Origin of the sequence: Brachybacterium ginsengisoli, assembly GCF_002407065.1 — a bacterium.
Lineage (GTDB): Bacteria > Actinomycetota > Actinomycetes > Actinomycetales > Dermabacteraceae > Brachybacterium > Brachybacterium ginsengisoli.
Map to the genome: position 1 here is coordinate 2873292 of NZ_CP023564.1, position 18674 is coordinate 2891965.

Annotated in this window: 15 protein-coding genes and 1 tRNA gene; 8 read left to right on the forward strand and 8 right to left on the reverse strand. The window is 72.3% G+C overall.

What is annotated here, in order from left to right; genetic code table 11:
- Positions 1–57: 57 nt before the first annotated feature.
- Positions 58–1272: a glycoside hydrolase family 3 N-terminal domain-containing protein gene (locus CFK41_RS12850; RefSeq protein ID WP_096800020.1), complete on the forward strand. Its 1215-nt coding sequence runs from the start codon at positions 58–60 to the stop codon at positions 1270–1272.
- A 27-nt stretch (positions 1273–1299) separates the two neighbouring features.
- Here the strand turns inward: CFK41_RS12850 and thiD are convergent, their stop codons facing one another.
- On the reverse strand, positions 1300–2172 hold the full coding sequence (thiD, locus tag CFK41_RS12855; RefSeq protein ID WP_096800021.1) for a bifunctional hydroxymethylpyrimidine kinase/phosphomethylpyrimidine kinase: 873 nt from the start codon (positions 2170–2172) through the stop codon (positions 1300–1302).
- Between the two features lie 214 nt (positions 2173–2386).
- Here thiD and CFK41_RS12860 point away from each other — a divergent pair, with 214 nt between their 5' ends.
- A complete protein-coding gene (locus CFK41_RS12860; protein ID WP_096800022.1) occupies positions 2387–3313 on the forward strand; it encodes a hypothetical protein in 927 nt (308 codons plus the stop codon).
- A 32-nt stretch (positions 3314–3345) separates the two neighbouring features.
- Complete coding sequence (locus CFK41_RS12865; protein WP_096800023.1) at positions 3346–4134, forward strand: hypothetical protein; 789 nt, start codon at positions 3346–3348, stop codon at positions 4132–4134.
- 34 nt (positions 4135–4168) lie between these two features.
- On the opposite strand, the gene cls is transcribed toward CFK41_RS12865, so the two are convergent.
- The 4 genes from cls to CFK41_RS12885 all read right to left on the reverse strand — a co-directional run bounded on the left by cls (position 4169) and on the right by CFK41_RS12885 (position 9442).
- Positions 4169–5656: a cardiolipin synthase gene (gene cls, locus CFK41_RS12870; RefSeq protein ID WP_096800024.1), complete on the reverse strand. Its 1488-nt coding sequence runs from the start codon at positions 5654–5656 to the stop codon at positions 4169–4171.
- A gap of 92 nt (positions 5657–5748) precedes the next feature.
- Positions 5749–6660, reverse strand: coding sequence for a Bax inhibitor-1/YccA family protein (locus CFK41_RS12875; protein WP_096800025.1), 912 nt, complete (start codon positions 6658–6660; stop codon positions 5749–5751).
- A gap of 145 nt (positions 6661–6805) precedes the next feature.
- Complete coding sequence (locus tag CFK41_RS12880) at positions 6806–7942, reverse strand: trans-sulfuration enzyme family protein (RefSeq protein WP_096800026.1); 1137 nt, start codon at positions 7940–7942, stop codon at positions 6806–6808.
- 96 nt (positions 7943–8038) lie between these two features.
- A complete protein-coding gene (locus CFK41_RS12885; RefSeq protein ID WP_096800027.1) occupies positions 8039–9442 on the reverse strand; it encodes an MFS transporter in 1404 nt (467 codons plus the stop codon).
- Between the two features lie 146 nt (positions 9443–9588).
- On the opposite strand from CFK41_RS12885, the gene CFK41_RS12890 reads away from it, so the two are divergent.
- A complete protein-coding gene (locus CFK41_RS12890; protein ID WP_096800028.1) occupies positions 9589–10698 on the forward strand; it encodes an ROK family transcriptional regulator in 1110 nt (369 codons plus the stop codon).
- Between the two features lie 30 nt (positions 10699–10728).
- Here CFK41_RS12890 and CFK41_RS12895 read toward each other — a convergent pair whose 3' ends face one another.
- Positions 10729–11484: a YggS family pyridoxal phosphate-dependent enzyme gene (locus CFK41_RS12895; RefSeq protein WP_096800029.1), complete on the reverse strand. Its 756-nt coding sequence runs from the start codon at positions 11482–11484 to the stop codon at positions 10729–10731.
- Between the two features lie 30 nt (positions 11485–11514).
- Positions 11515–11588 (reverse strand) — tRNA-Leu (locus CFK41_RS12900).
- A 50-nt stretch (positions 11589–11638) separates the two neighbouring features.
- Here CFK41_RS12900 and CFK41_RS12905 point away from each other — a divergent pair.
- Both CFK41_RS12905 and CFK41_RS12910 read left to right on the forward strand, forming a co-directional pair.
- The gene (locus tag CFK41_RS12905) at positions 11639–13798 is read left to right on the forward strand and encodes a helicase-associated domain-containing protein (protein WP_096801080.1); all 2160 of its coding nucleotides are present in this window, start codon (positions 11639–11641) and stop codon (positions 13796–13798) included.
- Positions 13799–13949: 151 nt separating this feature from the next.
- The gene (locus CFK41_RS12910) at positions 13950–14240 is read left to right on the forward strand and encodes a hypothetical protein (RefSeq protein ID WP_096800030.1); all 291 of its coding nucleotides are present in this window, start codon (positions 13950–13952) and stop codon (positions 14238–14240) included.
- Between the two features lie 105 nt (positions 14241–14345).
- Here the strand turns inward: CFK41_RS12910 and gndA are convergent, their stop codons facing one another.
- On the reverse strand, positions 14346–15806 hold the full coding sequence (gndA, locus tag CFK41_RS12915) for an NADP-dependent phosphogluconate dehydrogenase (RefSeq protein WP_096800031.1): 1461 nt from the start codon (positions 15804–15806) through the stop codon (positions 14346–14348).
- A 291-nt stretch (positions 15807–16097) separates the two neighbouring features.
- Between gndA and CFK41_RS12920 the strand changes: the two genes are divergently transcribed.
- The gene (locus CFK41_RS12920) at positions 16098–16862 is read left to right on the forward strand and encodes a hypothetical protein (protein ID WP_174705972.1); all 765 of its coding nucleotides are present in this window, start codon (positions 16098–16100) and stop codon (positions 16860–16862) included.
- A gap of 95 nt (positions 16863–16957) precedes the next feature.
- Positions 16958–18613 carry a DNA repair helicase XPB gene (locus tag CFK41_RS12925; protein WP_096800032.1) on the forward strand — a complete coding sequence of 552 codons (1656 nt, stop codon included), beginning with the start codon at positions 16958–16960 and terminating at the stop codon, positions 18611–18613.
- Positions 18614–18674 lie beyond the last annotated feature (61 nt).

Consider the following 18674-nt stretch of genomic DNA (forward strand, 5'->3'; position numbering starts at 1 on the left):
CGGATCACCCTCGCGCCCACGTCGCCCCACCCCGCCCCGCCGTGGAAGACTCGGAGCATGAGACGTCGTCACCTGCTGGCCCTGGCCCCGGTCGCGGCGCTCGCCGCCTGCACGGCCGATGATCCGAGCACGGGGACTCCCGACGGCGGCTCGAGCGACGGCGGCAGCGACGGCGGGAGCTCCGGCCCCTCCGCGGAGCCGACGAGCGAGGACCCCACGACGGAGCCCACCCCCGACCCGCCCACCGCCGCGGAGCTGCTGCTCGAGGACCTCACCCCGCGCGAGCTCGCCGGCCAGCTGGTGCTGGTCGGGATCCCGGCGGGCGGCGAGATCCCCGAGGAGGTGCTCGGCGACCACCATGCCGGCGGGATCTTCCTGCTGCAGGTCTGGGAGAGCGCCGAGGCGGTCGAGTCCACCGTCGCCACCGCCCGCGAGCGCTCCCGCGCCGATCTCCCGCCGCTGATCGCGGTCGACCAGGAGGGCGGCCAGGTGCGGATGCTCCGCGGGGACGCCGCCCGACGCACCCCGTCGGCCGAGACGCTCGGCGCCGAGGGCCCCGACGCGGTGACCGAGGCCTACACCAGCATCGGCGAGGACCTCGCCGCCCGCGGCATCCAGGTGGCCCTCGCCCCGGTGGCCGATGTGGTCGACCCCGATCTCGGCGACGCCAACGGCCCCGTCGGCGCCCTGGGCCGCGGCTTCGGCACCGAGCCGGAGGCCGTGGGCGAGTGCGTCGCCGCGGCCACGGAGGCGCTCGCCGCGCAGGGGGTCGGGGCGAGCCTGAAGCACTTCCCGGGCCTCGGTCGGGTCGAGGAGAACACGGACTTCTCCGCCGAGGGCATCGAGGACCCGGTCACCGGATCCGGCGACCCGTTCCTGGAGTCCTTCCGGGCGGGGATCGAGGCGGGCGCGGGCATGGTCATGATGTCCTCGGCGATCTACCCTCGCCTCGAGCCCGAGGTGCCCGCGATGTTCTCCTCCGCCGCGATCGAGGACCTGCTGCGCGGCGAGCTGGGCTTCACCGGGCTGGTGATCACCGATGACATCGGCGCCGCGAAGGCCGTCGCCGCGGTGCCCGTGCCCGATCGCGCCACCCGGCTGCTCGCCGCCGGCGGCGACGTGGTCCTCACCGCCGACGCCTCGCTCACCGGCGAACTGGTCGACGCGATCGAGGCCTGGGCCGAGGAGAGCGAGGAGCAGGCGCGGAGGGTGGAGGAGTCCGCCGGACGCATGCTCGCGCTCAAGGAGCAGCTGGGGCTGCTCGAGGGGTGACGACCCCGACCCTGCCGCCCGAGGAGCTCAGGTGTCCAGGGTGATCAGGTGGTTCAGCGGACCGTGACCGCCGTCCGTCCGCGAGAGCGCCCAGTCCTGGGCGTTCTCGGTGGCGCTCGCGACGAACTCGCGGGCCGAGGCGACGATGGTGACCATGTCGTCGTCGGTCCCGGCCTCGCCGATCTCCCCCAGCTCCCCCGCCCGATCGAAGCCGGCGATGCGGGCCAGCTGCGCCGCGATCGCGGCGGAGAGCGTGGTGCCCGCGCCGCGGACCCGTCGGCCCGCCACCCGGCGACCGCGCAGCAGGTCCGTGCCACCCTCGTGGACCAGCACGTCCACGACGTCCTCGCCCTCGAGGCCGCCGCCGGTGATCAGCACCGAGCCCGGCCCCCGTGCCTGCAGGGCCAGGGCCTGGTCCCGCATCTCCTCGATCGAGGTGGCCAGCGGGCGTCCCAGCAGCTGCGCCGCCTCCGCCATCGTCGGGGTGAGCACGTCCACGAGCGGCAGCAGCGCCGTGCCGAGCGCGGCCGCCCCCTCGGCAGAGATCAGCGGGGTGCCGTGGGCGCTGACCATGACCGGGTCCAGGACGATCCGCCCCAGCCGGTCGCGATGGGCCCGCACCGCACCGGCGACCGCCTCGACCACGGCCGCGCTGCCGAGCGCACCGATCTTGGTGACGTCCAGTCGGAGATCCTCCGCGACGGCATCGATCTGCCCGCGCACGACCTCCGCGGGCAGCGGATGGGTGCCGTGGACCTTCTGGGCGGTGACGGTGGTGACCATGGTGACGGCGCTGGCGCCATAGGCACCCAGCGCCGTGAACGTCTTCAGATCCGCCTGGACGCCACCGGCCCCGTCGGACTCCGAGGCGGCGATCGTCAGGACGAGGGGCGGGCGCATGCAGTCTCCATTTCTCGGGCGGGTCGCGGCGCCGAGCCGGCTCCGTCTGCGGAGGGTACCAAGGGGGTCTGGCCGATTCCGGTGGTCGCAGCGCATCCCTTCCCCTCGTCCGCACTATCCTGACCCTCGATGTACGGGCCGGGCATGCGAGAATCTCCCGGGGCGCAGGCACGGGTGGTGCCGGAGCACGACGCTCCGGGTCGGGGAGGTGAGGATGAGTCAGGACGCAGGCAGCGGGCAGCAGCCGGGAGGCGACGGCCTGCCCGATTTCTCCACCTCCGCCACGCCGTCCCAGGCGGGACTCGACGCTGGCCACGGCCCGTCCACCCTCGGCGCGCCGAGCGAGCGCGCCCTGCGCCGCTCCCGCACCACCATGCTGTCCGTCATCGGCGGCACGGTCGTGCTGCTGGCCGTCCTCGCCCTGGTGCTCTCCCAGACCGTCTTCCGCTCCGTCCTGGACGATCCGGACGAGACCGCCTACCCGACCGCCGGGCGCTCGGCGGAGGGGCAGTCCGAGTACGTGCCCGATCCGGAGGACCCGGACATCGCCCCTCCCCCGCCGATCTTCACCCAGTCACCGACGACCGACTGCACCATCCCCGAGTACACGCAGCCGGGGCCGACGACCGCCCCCGGCACCGTTCGCGGCGGCGGCCTGCAGTACACCTCCCCGGACAGCTGGGGCAGCGGATGGGCCTCCGACTCCCTGCCGTACATGACGGAGATCGGGGCCGACGCCCGCCTGGTCGAGGGCAACTGGTACAGCGTGGTGAACCTGGGCAGGGTCTCCTTCCCGGAGGACGAGGGCGGTTACCCCGGGCTCGAGAAGTCCGCCGTCGCGATCTTCCAGTGCTACGCCACCACGGCCGGCGTCGTCTCCTTCTTCGGGGAGGCTCCGGAGGTGACCGACTACCGCTCCGAGGCGACCACCGTGGACGGCACGGCAGCCTGGATCGTGCAGGCCACCTATCACTTCGAGGACCCCGATGTGCTGGAGTCCTCGAGCGCCTCGATCGTCACCTCGATCGTCGTGGACACCCCGGAGGGCCCCAGCGCGCTCGCGAGCGATGTCGCCGCCGATCAGCCCGAGCATGCCCAGGATCTCGAAGACATCATCGCCAGCCTCGACGTCGTCGAGTGAGCGCCGGACGAGACCCCGCCGAAGGAGCCCCCGTGCACACCGGACCGCAGTTCCCCACCTCCCCCCAGCAGGCGCCCGGCCCCGGCGGCCGCGGATCCACCCTGCTCATCGGAGGGATCGCCTTCGCCGTCGTGTTCCTGCTGGTGGTCGGCGTGACCGTGGGGTACCTGGTGTTCCGGCCCACCGGCGACCCGATCGCCGACCCTCCCACCTCCGCGAGCACCGAGTCCGGGGCCTCCGACGGGTCGGCCTCCGCGACACCCACCGAGGTCGAGGAGGAGCGCTGCTGGATCCCGGAGGCGGAGCGGGAGTCCCAGAACCCCTCGGGCAAGCTGCGCGGCGGCGGGTTGCAGTACATCCCGCCGTCGAGCTTCAAGGAGCGCGGCGCACCGTACTGGATCGCCTATGCGAACGATCTCCAGGGGGCGCAGGCCCTGGTCGAGGCGACGTGGTACTCCACCTCCTTCGTGGGCAAGATCGAGTGGCAGCCGGGCATCGAGTACCCCGGGGCGGAGGTTGCCTCCCAGAAGATCGTGGACTGCTTCTTCTACAAGGCGAACTGGGGAGACACCACGGGCAGGACCCTGGATGACAAGGTCACCGTCCCGGTGACGATCGCCGGGATGTCGGGCTATCGGACCACCGCCACCGTCAACTTCGCCACCGACCCCCTCGAGAAGACCGACGCCACCGCCCTGGACATCGTCGTGCTGGACACACCCGAGGGCCCGAGCCTCTTCGGCACCGAGACGGCCGTGGGCGTCACGGAGCACGAGAAGGCGGCCGAGGAGGCCTACGAGTCCCTCACCGGGATCGGCTGAGCGGCTCCGCAGCCCTCAGACGACGGCGCAGCCCTCAGACGACGGCGGAGGCCAGCCGGCAGAGGTTGTCGATGATCTGCATCCCGCGGGGCCGCTGCCGCCACTCCTCGAGGGTGAGCTCGCGGCTGCGGGAGCGATAGGTCGCCTCCACCTCGCGGATCTTCTCCATCGCATCGGTGCCCCCGATCATCAGCGAGCACTCCATCTGCAGCACGAACGAGCGGATGTCCATGTTCGAGGATCCGATGACGCTCACCGAGTCGTCGATGCTCACGTGCTTGGCATGGAGGATGGTCGGAGCCCGGTAGAGCCAGATCTTCACCCCCGCCTCCAGCAGCACGGAGTAGTAGGAGCGCTGGGCGTGGAAGACCAGGAACTGGTCCCCGATCTCGGAGACGAACAGCTCCACCGCCACTCCGCGCCGGGCGGCGGTGACCAGCGCCTCGAGCATCGACTCATCCGGCACGAAGTACGGCGAGACCGCGACGATGCGCTCGGTGGCCGAGTAGAAGAGCTGGTTGAACAGCGCCAGGTTGTTCTCCGCGACGAAGCCCGGGCCGCTGGGCACCAGCTGGCACTCGTAGGTGCCCGAGGTGTCCGGGGAGTGCCGCACCACGGTCTCCTCGGGGAGTGTCTGGTCGGACTCGTAGTACCAGTCGGTGGCGAACAGCAGGTTCAGCTCCGAGACGATCGGGCCGCGGAAGCGCGCCATCGTCTCCTGCCAGTGCAGACCGCGCCGGATGTTCGAGGGCTTGTCGTAGTGGGCGGCGATCATGTTCTGGCTGCCCATCCAGCCCACCTCGCCGTCGACGATCACCATCTTGCGGTGGTTGCGCAGGTCGGGTCGCTGGAAGGCGCCGTCGCGGATCGGCTGGATCGGGTTCATCGGGAAGTGTTCGATGCCGTGGTCGTCGAGCCGGCGCCGCATCGCCCGGTACTGCGCGCCGTGGCTGAGCGCGCCCCAGTGGTCGTAGAGGACGCGCACGGCGATGCCGGCGTCGGCCCGGTCGCAGAGGGCGGCGAAGAACTCCTCGGTGACCTCGTCGAGGCCCATGATGTAGAAGAGCACGTGCACGCTCTCCTGCGCGGCGCGCACGTCGGCGGCCATCGCCGAGATCGAGGTGTCGTAGTCGATCTCGAGATCCGCGGAGTTGTTGCCGGTCAGCGGGAAAGCGCCGAGCTCACGATTGAGCCGCACCGCGGACTGCAGCCAGCTGGGGGCGTCCTCGTCGAGCTCGCTGTCGGGGATGTCGTGGGCCCGCACGCGCATCAGGCGGTTGATGGCCTGCTGCTTCTCCCGGCGGCGGCGCGGGAGCTGGGCCTTGCCGAGCATCAGATACAGCGGGAACCCGACCAGCGGGAGAACCATGATCGCGAGCAGCCAGGCGATCGCGGACCCGGGCCGACGGTTGCGCGGCACCACCACGAGGCTCACCAGACGCAGCAGGACGTCGAGCGTCCAGTACACGTAGGGCAGCACGACCAGCCCCTCGTGCGTCACCCACTGCCACACCTCGGCCATCGACGGTCCTCTCACAGGGGGAAAGCAGAACGGCGGGCCCCGGAAGGGGCCCGCCGTCGAGCATACGGTCGCCGGCTGTGCCGGCGTCGGGATCAGTCGTTGCCGCGCAGGATCGCGAGGATTCGCAGGATCTCGACGTACAGCCACACCATGGTGACCGTGACCCCGAAGGCGAGGCGCCAGGCGTACTTGCGCGGCATCCCGGACTCGGCGGCGTGCTGGACGTCCTCGAAGTCCATCACCAGCGAGTAGGAGGCCATCACCACGGCGAGGCCGCCGATGGCCAGGCCCAGCACGCCGTCACGGAGGTTCTGGCCCGTGGCGAGCATGAGGCCGATGTTGACGAGGCCGAACAGCATGTACGCGATCATCGCGACCATGAAGATCTTGTTCAGCCGGGGCGAGGTGCGCAGGACGCCCACCCGGAAGAGCACCAGCACGGTGCCGGCCACGGCGAGGGTTCCCACCACGGCCTGCAGGGCGATGCCGGGGAAGTAGAACTCCATCGAACCGCTGATGCCGCCGAGGAACAGACCCTCGAAGAGGGCGTAGGCCAGCACGGCGATCGGCGAGGGCTGCTTCTTGAAGATGTTGACCAGCGCGGCGACGAGCCCGCCGAGGACGCCGATGATCGTCGCGGCACCGGCGATCAGCAGGCCCGCCTGGGCACCGGCGTCGCCGGCCACGAGCGCCAGGGCGTAGGGCAGGATCGCGATGGCGAAGCCCACCACGACGACCAGCCCGAGGGTCGCGGTGATGGCGTTCAGCGCGTCCTTGATGGTCATCCTGCCGGTGTCGTGACCGGTCGCGGAGGGACGGGCGTACATCGCCTCGAGCGAGTCCGCTCCCTGGGCGCTCCGGGCGCCCTGCTGGGCGAAGCCGGAGGACCACTGGGTGTCCTGGGCGGGGGCGGCCTGCGCGGAGCGGCCGAACTGGGGGGCGCTGTAGTTCGCATCGCCGCGGACGGCCTGGTCGCGGCCGAACACGATGTTGTGGCGTGCCATGAGACTCCTCAGATGGGATCGGGGGTCCGTGCCGGACGCCGTGGCGCTCCGCAGGACCGACCCGTTCATCGTACCGGCGGAGTCCGGGAACCCGCTGTGTGCCCTCTGCGCTCCGAGCGAACCCCGTCGCGACCGCGGTCGGAGATCAGCGCGCGGCCGCGGCAAGCGCCTGGTCGAGATCCTCGAGGAGGTCCGAGAGGTCCTCGATGCCCACGCTCAGGCGCAGCAGCTCCTCGGAGATCCCGGCGCTGCGCCGCGCCTCGTCGGTCATCGCCTCGTGCGTCATCGTCGCCGGACGGCAGATGAGGGACTCGACCCCGCCCAGGCTCACCGCATAGGCGGGGTAGCGCAGCGCCCGGAGGAAGGCGACCCGGTCCAGTCCCTCGGCCAGCTCGAAGGAGAGCACGGCCCCGGTGCCGGTGGCCTGCGAGGCGTGGATGCGGGCCTCCTCCTCGCTGTGGGAGCCGGGGTACCAGACCTGGGCGATGTCCTCGCGGCTCCGCAGATGCGCCACGATCGCCTCGGCGTTGGCCTGCTGGCGCTCGATCCGCAGCGGCAGGGTCTTGATGGCCTGGATGAGCCGGAAGCTGTCCTGCGGGGAGAGCACCCCGCCCTGCGCCTTCTGGGCGAGGGCGAAGGCCGCGGCGAGAGAATCGTCGTTCGTGGTCACGGCCCCGGCGAGCAGGTCCGAGTGCCCGGCGAGGTACTTGGTCGCGGACTGCACGACGATGTCGACGCCCAGCTCGAGGGGCCGCTGCAGCACCGGCGACATGAAGGTGTTGTCCACGATCACGAGGGCGTCATGGCGGTGTGCGAGCTCGACGATGCGTCGCAGGTCGGTGATGCGCAGCGTGGGGTTCGCCGGGGTCTCGACGAAGACCGCCCGGGTGCTCGGGGTGAAGTCCTCATCGCTCAGCGCGCCGAGGTCGTCCACGAAGCGACCGGTGATCCCGCGGCCGGGGAGGACCAGGTCCACGAAGCGGTAGGTGCCGCCGTAGACGCTCGCGGGCAGCAGCACCTCGTCGCCCACCACCAGGGTGGACAGGGACGCGGCGGTGGCCGCCATGCCGGAGGCGAAGGCGAAGCCGTGGGCGGCGCCGTCGAGCGCGGCCAGGACCGTCTCGAGCTGGGCGCGGGTGGGGTTCGCGCCGCGCTGGTAGGCGTACTCGCCGTCCTCGTCGGCCCGGTCGAGCTCGAAGGTCGAGGAGAGGTGCACCGGCGGGACCACGGCTCCGTGCTCGAAGTCCTTCAGGGTGTGGACGGCGGCGGTCTGGATGTGCACGGCAGCTCCTGGATCCTCGGTTCTCGGCTCGTGATCACCGTAGGACCGCACCTCGCCGCCGCACGGCTTCCGTGACCGACTGTGACGGCGGAGCGCTCAGGAGCCGCAGGTCGCCGGAACGGCCTCGTCGTCCGCCTCCAGCACCTCGGCCTCCAGCACCTCGGCCTCCTGCTCCCCGATCTCGATGACGGGCAGGGATCCGGTGTAGGTGTCCTCGTGCTCGCGCAGCACCGCCAGGGTGCGCCGCGAGCGCAGCTTCAGCGCCACCAGGGTGGCGGTGACCATCGCGAAGCCGATGCTCGCCAGCACGATCGCGACCACCATCGGGGCGCGGAAGCCCAGGCCGCCGGCGATCACGGCGCCGCCGAGGGCGGCACCGAGCGCGTTGGCGACGTTGAACGCGGCGTGGTTCAGGGAGGCGCCGAGCACCTCGGAGCGGTGCGCCACCCGGATCAGCCAGGTCTGCAGCGCCGGACCCAGGGCGGAGTTGGCGGCGTTGACCGCGAAGAACAGGACCAGCAGGCCCCACGGCGATCCCGGGGCCGCGAAGAACAGCCCCACCAGCGCGGCGATGTAGACGGGGAATCCCAGCAGCAGGGTGCCGCGCAGGGAGCGGTCGGTGGTGATCCCGCCGATGATGTTGCCGAGGGTCATGCCCAGTCCGGCCGCGGCGAGCACCCAGGGCACCATGGCGGTCGAGGCGCCGGAGACCTGCGTGGCGATGTCCGCGACGTAGCTGAAGACCGCGAACCCGCCGGCGAAGCCCACGGCCGCGATGCCCATGACGATCCACAGCTGCACGCGGCGCAGGGCCAGCAGCTCGTCCAGCGCCCGACGGCCCGGCACGGCGGGCTGCGCGGGCACGGCCGCCCGCAGGGCGAGCACGGTCGCGACGAAGATCCCGGTGATCACGAGGTAGACCACGCGCCAGCCCACGGCCTGGCCGAGGGCGGTCATGAGCGGAACGCCCACGAGGTTCGCGACCGTCAGCCCGGACAGCGCCACGGCCACGCCCTTGCCCTGGCTGCCCGGCCCCATCAGGGAGGCGGCGAGCAGGGAGGCCACGCCGAAGTAGGCGCCGTGCGGCAGCCCGGCGAGGAAGCGGGCGGCGAGGGTGAGCTCGTAGGTGGGCATCAGCGCGGAGAGCACGGTGCCGACGGCCAGCGCGACGGCCAGCGCGGTGATCATCGTGGTGCGGCTCCAGCGCACGGACAGCAGGGCGAGCACGGGCGCTCCGACGACCACGCCGAGGGCGTAGGCGGTGATCAGGTGACCGGCGCGGGCGATGCCGGCCGCGGGGTCCGCGGCCATGTGTGGCCCGAGCAGGCCGTGCGCGATCCCGGGGAGCAGGCCCATGGTGGCGAACTCGGAGGCCCCGATGCCGACGCCGCCGAGGGCGAGGGCGAGCAGGGCGAAGGTGCGGCGGCGGGCGGAGAGCTCGTGGGGCGCTGGGGTGACGGTGGGGGCCGGGGCGGGCCGCGTGTCGGCGGTGAGCGTCATGGGAGGTCCTCGACGATCGGAGGTGCAGGGTCAGGAGGGGCGTCGTCGACCGAGGACCCACCTTAAGCCAACGCTGTTGCGTTAAGTCAAGGGGGCGACGGACCGGATCCGCATCACACGGGATCCGCGCCGGCCGCCGTGCGAGGATGAGCGCCGTGAGACCGACCGGACCGCTGGACCGCGTGGCAGGCGCCCATGACGCCGCCGTGCTCGCCGTCGCGCGCCGCGGGGAGCCGGTCGCTCGGGCCGGTCTCGCCGACGCCCTGCAGGTCACACCCCAGGCGATCTCGAAGATCCTCACCCGGCTGATGGACCGCGGGCTGATGACGGAGAGCGGCTCCTACTCCTCCGGCCCCGGCAAGCCCACCACGCTGTACCGGATCGTGCCCGGGTCCCGCCGGGCGATCGGACTCCACCTGACGCGCTCGCGCCTGCACGGCGTCGTGGCGGACCTCACCGGGCAGGTCCTCGAGCGCCACGACGCCGGCATCGACCCCGATCTCGGCGCCGCCGCCCTGGTCGACGTCCTCGCCCGCGCCACCCGGGAGCTGGCGGGGAAGGGCGACGGCGAGCTGCTCGGCGTGGGCGTGGGGATGCCGGGGCCGGTGGACCCCGTCAGCGGCACCCACCTCGGATCCACCAGCTCCACCGAGGGTTGGCGCGGGGCCTCGATCCGGGACCTGCTGCTGGCCGAGCTCGGCATGCCCGTTCTCGTGGACCACGACTCCCGCGCCGCCCTGGTGGGCGAGAGCTGGTCACAGCCCGGGCTGCTCGACAACTCCGTGCTGGTGCTCGCCGAGGAGGGCCTCGGAGCGGCGCTGCGCCTGGACGGGACCATCGTGCACGGCGCCCACTCCCGCGCCGGCGAGGCGGGCCACATGGTGGTGCAGATGGGCGGGGAGCCCTGCCCGTGCGGCCGCCGCGGCTGCGCCCAGGTCGAGTACCTCTCCGCCCTGCAGGACGGCGACCCGGGGCGGGCCGCCGAGGTGCTCGCGACCGTGGTACTGAACCTGGTGCGCCTGGTGGACGTGGACCGGGTGGTCCTCGGCGGCCGCTCCGTCCACGAGCACCACCGGGCCACCATGGAGGCGATCCGGGGCGCGCTGGAGCAGGGACTGCACGAGGGCGAGGCCCTGCACGTGGAGGTGCTGCTCTCCACCCGCGGGGCGGATCTCATCGCGGCCGGCGCCGCGTGCCAGGTGCTCGAGCACGAGTACGGCCTGCCGACGACGCTCGTCGGCCCCGACTCCCGCTGACCGGCCGCCTTCCGCTGACCGGCTCCCGCCTCAGGCGGGGCGGGCCCCGAAGATCGCCGAGCCGACGCGGACGATCGTCGCGCCCTCCTCGACCGCGATCTCGAGATCGCCGCTCATGCCCATCGACAGCTCGACGAGCTCCTCGGCGCCGAGCTGCTCGCGCAGCTCGTCGCGCAGGGTGCGCAGCCGATGCAGCGAGGCGCGGACGTCCTCGTCGTCGCTGGTGTTCGCCCCGATCGTCATGAGCCCCACCGGGCGCAGGGCGCGGCTGGCTCGCAGGCGCTCCACCATCGGCGCGATCGCCTCCACAGTGGGCTCGAACCCGCCCTTGGAATCCTCGCCCGAGGTGTTGACCTGCACCAGCACATCGCGCCGCACGCCCGCGGCCTCGGCGCGCCGCTCGAGCGCCTCGGCGATGCCCTCGCGGTCCACGCTGTGGATCATCTCGGCGAAGGCCACCACGTCCCGGGCCTTGTTGGTCTGCAGTCGGCCGATGAAGTGGCGGGTCACGCCGTTGTCCGCGAGCAGCGGGTCGGCGTGCTTGGCGATCTCCTGGGCCCGGTTCTCCCCCACCGCGATCCGTCGGCCCCGCTCCCGCAGCAGGTCCACCGCGGCGGCGATCTCCGCCGGGGTGCGGGTCTTGGTGGCCAGCAGCACGGTGATCTCCGTGCTGTCGCGGCCGGCTCGCTCGGCGGCGGCGTCGAGCCGCGCGAGCACCTCGTCCAGGCGCGCGGCGAGCAGCTCGCGATGATCGGCGGGCAGGGAGGGGTCGGCGGAGGCGGTCATGACTCCATTGTGGCCGAGTTCGCCGCGCAGTGCCCCCACCGGGACTCGAACCCGGACTGTGCCGCTTTTAAGGCGGCCGCCTCTGCCGATTGGGCTATGGGGGCGCACCCCGCGGTGCGCGCGGAGCCGCCGTCACCCTATGCTGGAACGCATCATGACCGCTGTGATCCGGTCCCTCGCGGACTCCCTGCGACGGTTCGGCGACGAGCGCCTCGAGGCGCTGCTCGTGGCCCGACCGGATCTCGCCTCGCCCCTTCCGCGCGGGATCGGTCCGCTCGCCGCCCGAGCCGGCGGAGCCACCTCCGCCCGCCGCGCCCTGGATGCGCTGACGCTTCCGGAGCTGCATCTCGTGGAGGCCCTGGCCGTGCTCGAGGACGGCAGCTCCCCCGCAGATCTCGCCGCCGCCGTCTCCTCGGACCCGGCCACCATCGCCCCGGCGCTCGAACGGCTGATCACCCTCGCCGTGGTCTGGGGCGAGGACGAGCTCTCCCTGATCCGGCCGCTGCGAGACGGGCTGCGGACCCCGGCAGGGCTCGCGGCGCCCGCACCGGAGGACCCGTCGGCCGAGGACTCCGCACGCCGGGTGGCCCGCGCCCGCGAGGCGCACCCCGAGGCGCTCGAGGCCCTGGCCTGGGGTCCCAGCGCCGTCACCGGGCACGGCCGGCTCGCCCGGGACCTGCTGGCCGCCGGGATCGTGGTCGCCGACGGCGAGGAGCTCCACATCCCGCGCCCCGTCCATCTCGCCCTGCGCGACGGGCGGGTGCGCCGCACCCACACCGCTCAGCGACCTGCACCCTCCGGCCCCGAGCGCACCGAGCGGATCCCCGGCTCCCGCGCCGCCCAGGCCGTCGAGCGAGCCTTCGAGTCCCTGCGCCTGCTGGGCATCGTCCGCGGCTTCGACGAGGACCCGCCCGGGGTCCTGCGCCGCGGCGGGCTGCCGCAGCGCGATCTGCGCCGCCTCGCCGACCGCGCCGGGACCAGCGTCGCGGCGCTCGCGACCGTGCTGCAGACCGCCTGGCAGGCCGGGCTGATCGGGCACGACGGGCAGGAGTGGCACCCCACGCAGGACTGGGACGCCCACCGGATGCTCGGCGCCGAGCAGCGCTGGGCCGAGCTGGTGCTGGCCTGGGCCCGCGGCCACCACCTCGCGGCGGTCGTGGGCACCCCGGACTCCTCCGGCACCGGGCGCTCCCTGCTCTCGGACCTGACCCGTCGGGACGGGGTGCGCACCCGGCGCGGCAGCCTGCTGCGCGTGCTGCGCACGTCCCCCGCCGTCGAGGCGAGCGAGGAATCCCTGGCCGCCGCTCTCGCCTGGGCCTTCCCCCTGGTCCCCGCCGAGGTGATCCAGGAGGAGACCGCGGCGCTGCTGGTGGAGGGCGAGGTGCTCGGCGTGCTCGACGGCGGCGCCCTCACCGATCTCGGCCAGGAGCTCGTCCTCGCCCTGGACGAGGAGATCTCCAGTGCCGACGAGCGGCTCGCCGCCGCCCTCCGACAGGCCGCCCCGCCGCCGGTCGACGAGGTGCTGCTGGACGCCGATCTCACCGCAGTGGTGCCCGGGCGGCCCGCGGAGAGACTGCTGCCGCTGCTGGACTGGACGGAGATGGTCTCCCGCGGCGGGGCCCTGACCCTGCGCTTCACCACCGCCTCCGTGCGCCGCGCCCTCGCCGACGGCCGCGACGGCGAGGCGCTGCTGGCGCTGCTCGCGGAGGTCTCCCGCTCCCCCGTGCCGCAGGCGCTGACCTACCTGCTGCGTGACGAGCAGCGACGGCACGGCCGGGTCCAGGTCTCTCGGGCCAGCACCGTCCTGACCGCGGAGGCCGAGGTGCTCGACCTGCTGCAGGCAGCCCCCGAGTCCGCCGCGCTCGGACTGCACCGACTGGCCCCCACCGTCGCAGTGACGCTCTCGGACCCCGGCTTCGCGCTGCAGGTGGCCCGGAAGGCGGGACTGTCCCCGCAGGCCGTCGGGCCCGACGGCCGACCAGTGGCCGAGGAGCTCGCGCACTCGCTCCGCGGCGGACCGGTCGAACCGGACCTCGTCACCATCGAGGGCCCCGAGCTGACGGTCCCCGCCGCCGAGGCCGTCGCCCGGCTGCGGGCCGCGGAGGACGGCGAAGCCGATCTCTCGGTCACCGACCGGCTGCTGGACGCCATCGCCCGCGGCGACGAGATCCCGCTGGGGATCGTCGACGGCCGCGGCGGTGTGGTCGTCAAGCGCGCCCAGCCCCTGTCCCTCGAGGGCGGCAGGCTGCGGGCGCGCGAGGCCGGGCGCGACGAGGAGTTCACGGTGCTGGTCCATCGGATCACGCTGGGCTGACGCGGGATCCGCCGTCTCATGGGGAGTGCTCCCCATGGCGGGACCAGAGGTCTCTCAGGTTACGATCCTCCGTGCCAGGACCGGTCGCATGATCGGAGAGCCTGGGGCCGGTCACGACATGCCCGGTGCTCGATCATCCGGAGGAGACATCATGACGAACTACAACGCCCCTGCAGCTTCCACCACCACCGGCGCTCCGGTGTCCAAGACCAAGTGGATCGTCCAGCTCGTCGTGGGCGCCCTGGTCCTTGGCAACGTCATCACGCTGATCTTCGCGATCCTGGGCCTGGTCAAGGCGGACACCGATCTCGAGACCGCGAACAAGTACTACAAGTGGGGCTGGATCGCCTACATCATCTGCGCGGTCCTGTGGATCATCGGCATCATCGCCTACATCGTCTTCATCGCGTCGATGATGGCCAGCATGCCCACCGACTACTGAGACGCTCCCGGGCGCTCACCGCACCGCCCGAGCATCACGAAGGCCCCGGACCATCAGGTCCGGGGCCTTCGTCGTGCTCACCGCAGCACGTCGATCAGTCCTGCGTCAGTCCTGCTTCGACTCGCGACGGTCCTCGGACCACTCGACGTGGAAGGTGCCCTCGGCGTCGACGCGCTGGTAGGTGTGCGCACCGAAGTAGTCGCGCTGGGCCTGGACCAGGGCGGCCGGGAGGCGCTCGGCGCGGACCGCGTCGTAGTACGACAGGGTCGAGGAGAACACCGGGACCGGGTAGCCGGAGGCCGCGGCGAAGGCCACGATCCGACGCCAGGCCGGGATGCACTTGGCGATCTCGGTGGTGAAGTACTCGTCGGCCAGCAGCAGGGGCAGCTTCGCGTCGCGCTCGTACGCCTCGGTGATGCGGTTGAGGAAGCGGGCGCGGATGATGCAGCCGCCGCGCCAGATCCGTGCCATGGCGCCGAGGTCGATCTCCCAGCCGTACTCCTCCGCACCGGCGGCGATCTCGTCGAAGCCCTGCGAGTAGGAGACGAGCTTCGCGGCGTAGAGCGCCTTCTGCAGGTCGTCGATGAACTGGGCCGGGTCGGCGATCTCGAGGGTCTGGGCCTCGGCGGGCAGCACCTTGCGGCCGGCCTCGCGCTGCGGGGTCGAGCCGGAGGTGGAGCGGGCGAAGGTGGCCTCGGCGATGCCGGTGACCGGGACGCCGAGGTCCAGAGCGGTCTGCACGGTCCAGGCGCCGGTGCCCTTCTGGGCGGCGCGGTCGAGGATGACGTCCACGAACGGCTTGCCGGAGGTGGAGTCGGTGTGGTGGAGCACCTCGGCGGTGATCTCGATGAGGAAGGACTCGAGGTCGCCCTTGTTCCACTCGGCGAAGACGTCGCCGATCTCCGAGGCGCCCTTGCCGAGGGCCTTGGACATGAGGTCGTAGGCCTCGGAGATGACCTGCATGTCGGCGTACTCGATGCCGTTGTGGACCATCTTCACGAAGTGGCCGGCACCGTCGGCACCGACGTGGGTGCAGCAGGGGACGCCGTCGACGTGCGCGGAGATCTTCTCGAACATCGGGCCGAGGCGGTCGTAGGACTCCTTGGTGCCGCCGGGCATGATCGAGGGGCCGTTCAGGGCGCCCTCCTCACCGCCGGAGACGCCGGAGCCCACGAAGTGCAGACCCTTCTCGCGCAGCGCGGCCTCGCGGCGGCGGGTGTCGCCGAACAGGGCGTTGCCGGCGTCGACGATGATGTCGCCGGGCTCCATGAGCGCGGCGAGCTCATCGATGACGGCGTCGGTGGGCTTGCCGGCCTTGACCATGATCAGCGCGACGCGCGGCTTCTGCAGCGAGGCGACGAAGTCGGCCATCGACTCGGAGGGGTAGAACTCGCCGTCCGCACCGTGATCGGCGATGACCTTCTCGGTCTTGCCGACGGAGCGGTTGTGGATCGCGACCTTGAAGCCGTTGCGCGCGAAGTTGCGGGCCAGGTTGGAGCCCATCACCGCCATACCGGTGACACCGATGTCCGCGACATCGGCGGGGGACGGAGCGAAGCTAGCCATGGGTTCTCCTCAGATCAGGTGACTGTCGAGCCGGGCCGGACCGCTCTCGCCGAGGGCGTCGACGCGGTGCGGGGCCCGGTCCATCGCGGACCATCCTAATGAAGTGCGGCCCGGGGCGTCCGGCCGTGCCAGGGCTTGCCGAGGCGCAGGCCACACAGGGACCGTCGAACGTCGCGCCCGCCATCTCCCCGTGTCGGGTGCCGACGGCCCCGACCTCCCCGTACGGTGGGCATGCAGCCACGCCGCTACGCCCCACCTGGCCGGGCCACGACCGCGAGAGAGAACCGACACATGACCTACGCCCCACCCCCGCCGCAGCCGACCCTCCCGCAGGGCGGTCCGGCCCCGTTCCCGAAGCCTGCCCCCGGCACCGATCTCGGATCGGACCTCGGCGCGGCGCTGGGCTTCGCCTGGAACGCCCTGCTGCGCAACTGGGTCCCGTTCCTCGTCGCCGGGCTGATCTACTCCGTCATCGCCGGGGTGATCCTGTTCGGCGGGACGATCGGCGGGATGATCGCGATGTTCTCCGCGATCGACACCACCTCCACCGAGGCTCCTCCGCTCGGCACGATCGCGCTGTTCTACGGGATCATCCTCGGCGCGGGCCTGCTCAGCGCACCGTTCCTCTGGCTGTGGCAGTCGGGGACCGCTCGCGCCGCCGAGACCGTCCTCGACGGCGGCCGTCCCACGCTCGGTCAGGCGATGGCCGGCCCGTTCCGGATCATCCTCACCATGCTGCTCGTCGGCGTCATCACCGTCGTCGGCTTCCTGCTGCTGTACATCCCCGGGCTCATCGCCTCCGTGCTGCTCATGTTCGCGATCCCGGCCGCGGCCCGCGGCGCCTCGCCGGTCGAGGCGATCACACAGAGCATCTCCCTGGCCAGGAACAACCTCGGCACCACGATCGTCGCCTACCTGGTCCTCGGCGTCATCGGCTCGATCGGAGGGTCCCTGATCATCACCGTCATCGCCGTGGTCCCCTTCCTGGTCCTGTTCGAGATCGGGATGTTCGAGCGCTTGAACGGCCGCAACCTCCCGGAGCCCGCACGGTCCTGACCCCGCAGCACCACCGGCCGACGGGCCGACGGGGCGTGTCCCAGCGCACCCCTTCGGCCCGTCGGCCGTCCGCTGCCGCGGCGTAGCCTGATCCGATGACCGACGGCCCCCTCATCGTCCAGAGCGACAAGTCCCTCCTGCTCGAGGTCGACCATCCCGCCGCCCAGACCGCCCGCATCGCGATCGCGGCCTTCGCGGAGCTCGAGCGCGCCCCGGAGCACGTGCACACCTACCGGATCACCGATCTGGGGCTGTGGAACGCGCGCGCGGCCGGCTACGACGCCGAATCGGTGGTCGCCGCGCTCGTGGACCATTCCCGCTACCCCGTGCCCCATGCGCTGCTCATCGACGTCGCCGACACCATGGACCGCTACGGGCGGCTCCAGCTGCTGGCCGATCCCGTCCACGGCCTGGTGCTGCACGCCCTGGACCGACCGGTGCTCGAGGAGGTCTCCCGCGCCAAGCGCATCCAGGGCATGCTCGGGGCCCGGATCGACGAGTCCACCGTGGTGGTGCACCCCTCCGAGCGCGGCGCCCTCAAGCAGGCGCTGCTGAAGCTGGGCTGGCCGGCCGAGGACCACGCCGGCTACGTCGACGGCGAGGCGCACGCCATCACCCTCGCCGAGGACGGCTGGTCGCTGCGGCCGTACCAGCAGGAGGCGGTGGACGGCTTCCGCCACGGCGGCAGCGGCGTGGTGGTGCTGCCCTGCGGCGCAGGCAAGACGATCGTGGGCGCCGGCGCGATGGCGGCCATGCAGCGCACCACGCTGATCCTGGTCACCTCCACGGTCTCGGCCCGGCAGTGGAAGCAGGAGCTGCTGCGCCGCACCACCCTCACCGAGGAGGAGATCGGCGAGTACTCCGGCGCCTCGAAGGAGGTGCGTCCGGTGACGATCGCGACCTATCAGGTGCTCACCATGAAGCGGAAGGGCGTCCACCCGCATCTGGAGCTGATGAGCGCCCGCGACTGGGGCCTGATCATCTACGACGAGGTGCACCTGCTGCCCGCCCCCGTCTTCCGCATGACCGCGGATCTGCAGGCCCGTCGGCGCCTGGGCCTGACCGCGACGCTGGTGCGCGAGGACGGCCGCGAGGGCGAGGTCTTCTCCCTCATCGGCCCCAAGCGCTACGACGCCCCCTGGAAGGACATCGAGGCGCAGGGCTACATCGCCCCCGCGATCTGCACCGAGGTGCGGGTCGCGATGCCCGCCTCGGACCGCATGACCTACGCGATGGCGGAGGCTGCGGACCGGCCGCGGCTGGGCGCCGCCCACCCGGCGAAGATCGACGTGGTGGAGCGGATCCCGGCCCGTCATCCCGGGGAGCCGATGCTGGTCATCGGCCAGTACATCGATCAGCTCGAGGAGATCGCAGAGCGCCTCGGCGCGGATCTCATCACGGGCCAGACCCCGGTGCGGCGTCGGCAGGAGCTGTTCGACGCCTTCCGCGAGGGGCGCATCGACCGCCTGGTCGTCTCGAAGGTCGCGAACTTCTCGATCGACCTGCCCGAGGCCTCGGTCGCGGTGCAGGTCTCGGGCGCCTTCGGCTCCCGCCAGGAGGAGGCCCAGCGCCTGGGCCGCCTGCTGCGCCCCAAGGCCGACGGGCGCTCCGCGCACTTCTACACCGTGGTCATGCGCGATACGGCCGACCAGGACTACGCCGCCCACCGGCAGCGGTTCCTCGCCGAACAGGGCTACGCGTACTCGATCGTGGACTCCGAGGAGCTCGATCCCGCGGCCGACAGCCGCTGAGCGGATCCGGGCCGACACGGCGCGGCCGGGTGGACGACGGCGCCCTCCTGGCTAGAGTGAA

Bases quoted from the DNA above. Each gene is read 5' to 3' on its own strand.
- CFK41_RS12850 (WP_096800020.1), top strand. From the start codon at position 58: ATGAGACGTCGTCACCTGCTGGCCCTGGCCCCGGTCGCGGCGCTCGCC.
- thiD (WP_096800021.1), bottom strand. From the start codon at position 2,172: ATGCGCCCGCCCCTCGTCCTGACGATCGCCGCCTCGGAGTCCGACGGG.
- CFK41_RS12860 (WP_096800022.1), top strand. From the start codon at position 2,387: ATGAGTCAGGACGCAGGCAGCGGGCAGCAGCCGGGAGGCGACGGCCTG.
- cls (WP_096800024.1), bottom strand. From the start codon at position 5,656: ATGGCCGAGGTGTGGCAGTGGGTGACGCACGAGGGGCTGGTCGTGCTG.
- CFK41_RS12875 (WP_096800025.1), bottom strand. From the start codon at position 6,660: ATGGCACGCCACAACATCGTGTTCGGCCGCGACCAGGCCGTCCGCGGC.
- CFK41_RS12885 (WP_096800027.1), bottom strand. From the start codon at position 9,442: ATGACGCTCACCGCCGACACGCGGCCCGCCCCGGCCCCCACCGTCACC.
- CFK41_RS12890 (WP_096800028.1), top strand. From the start codon at position 9,589: ATGAGCGCCGTGAGACCGACCGGACCGCTGGACCGCGTGGCAGGCGCC.
- CFK41_RS12895 (WP_096800029.1), bottom strand. From the start codon at position 11,484: ATGACCGCCTCCGCCGACCCCTCCCTGCCCGCCGATCATCGCGAGCTG.
- CFK41_RS12905 (WP_096801080.1), top strand. From the start codon at position 11,639: ATGACCGCTGTGATCCGGTCCCTCGCGGACTCCCTGCGACGGTTCGGC.
- CFK41_RS12910 (WP_096800030.1), top strand. From the start codon at position 13,950: ATGACGAACTACAACGCCCCTGCAGCTTCCACCACCACCGGCGCTCCG.
- gndA (WP_096800031.1), bottom strand. From the start codon at position 15,806: ATGGCTAGCTTCGCTCCGTCCCCCGCCGATGTCGCGGACATCGGTGTC.
- CFK41_RS12920 (WP_174705972.1), top strand. From the start codon at position 16,098: ATGACCTACGCCCCACCCCCGCCGCAGCCGACCCTCCCGCAGGGCGGT.
- CFK41_RS12925 (WP_096800032.1), top strand. From the start codon at position 16,958: ATGACCGACGGCCCCCTCATCGTCCAGAGCGACAAGTCCCTCCTGCTC.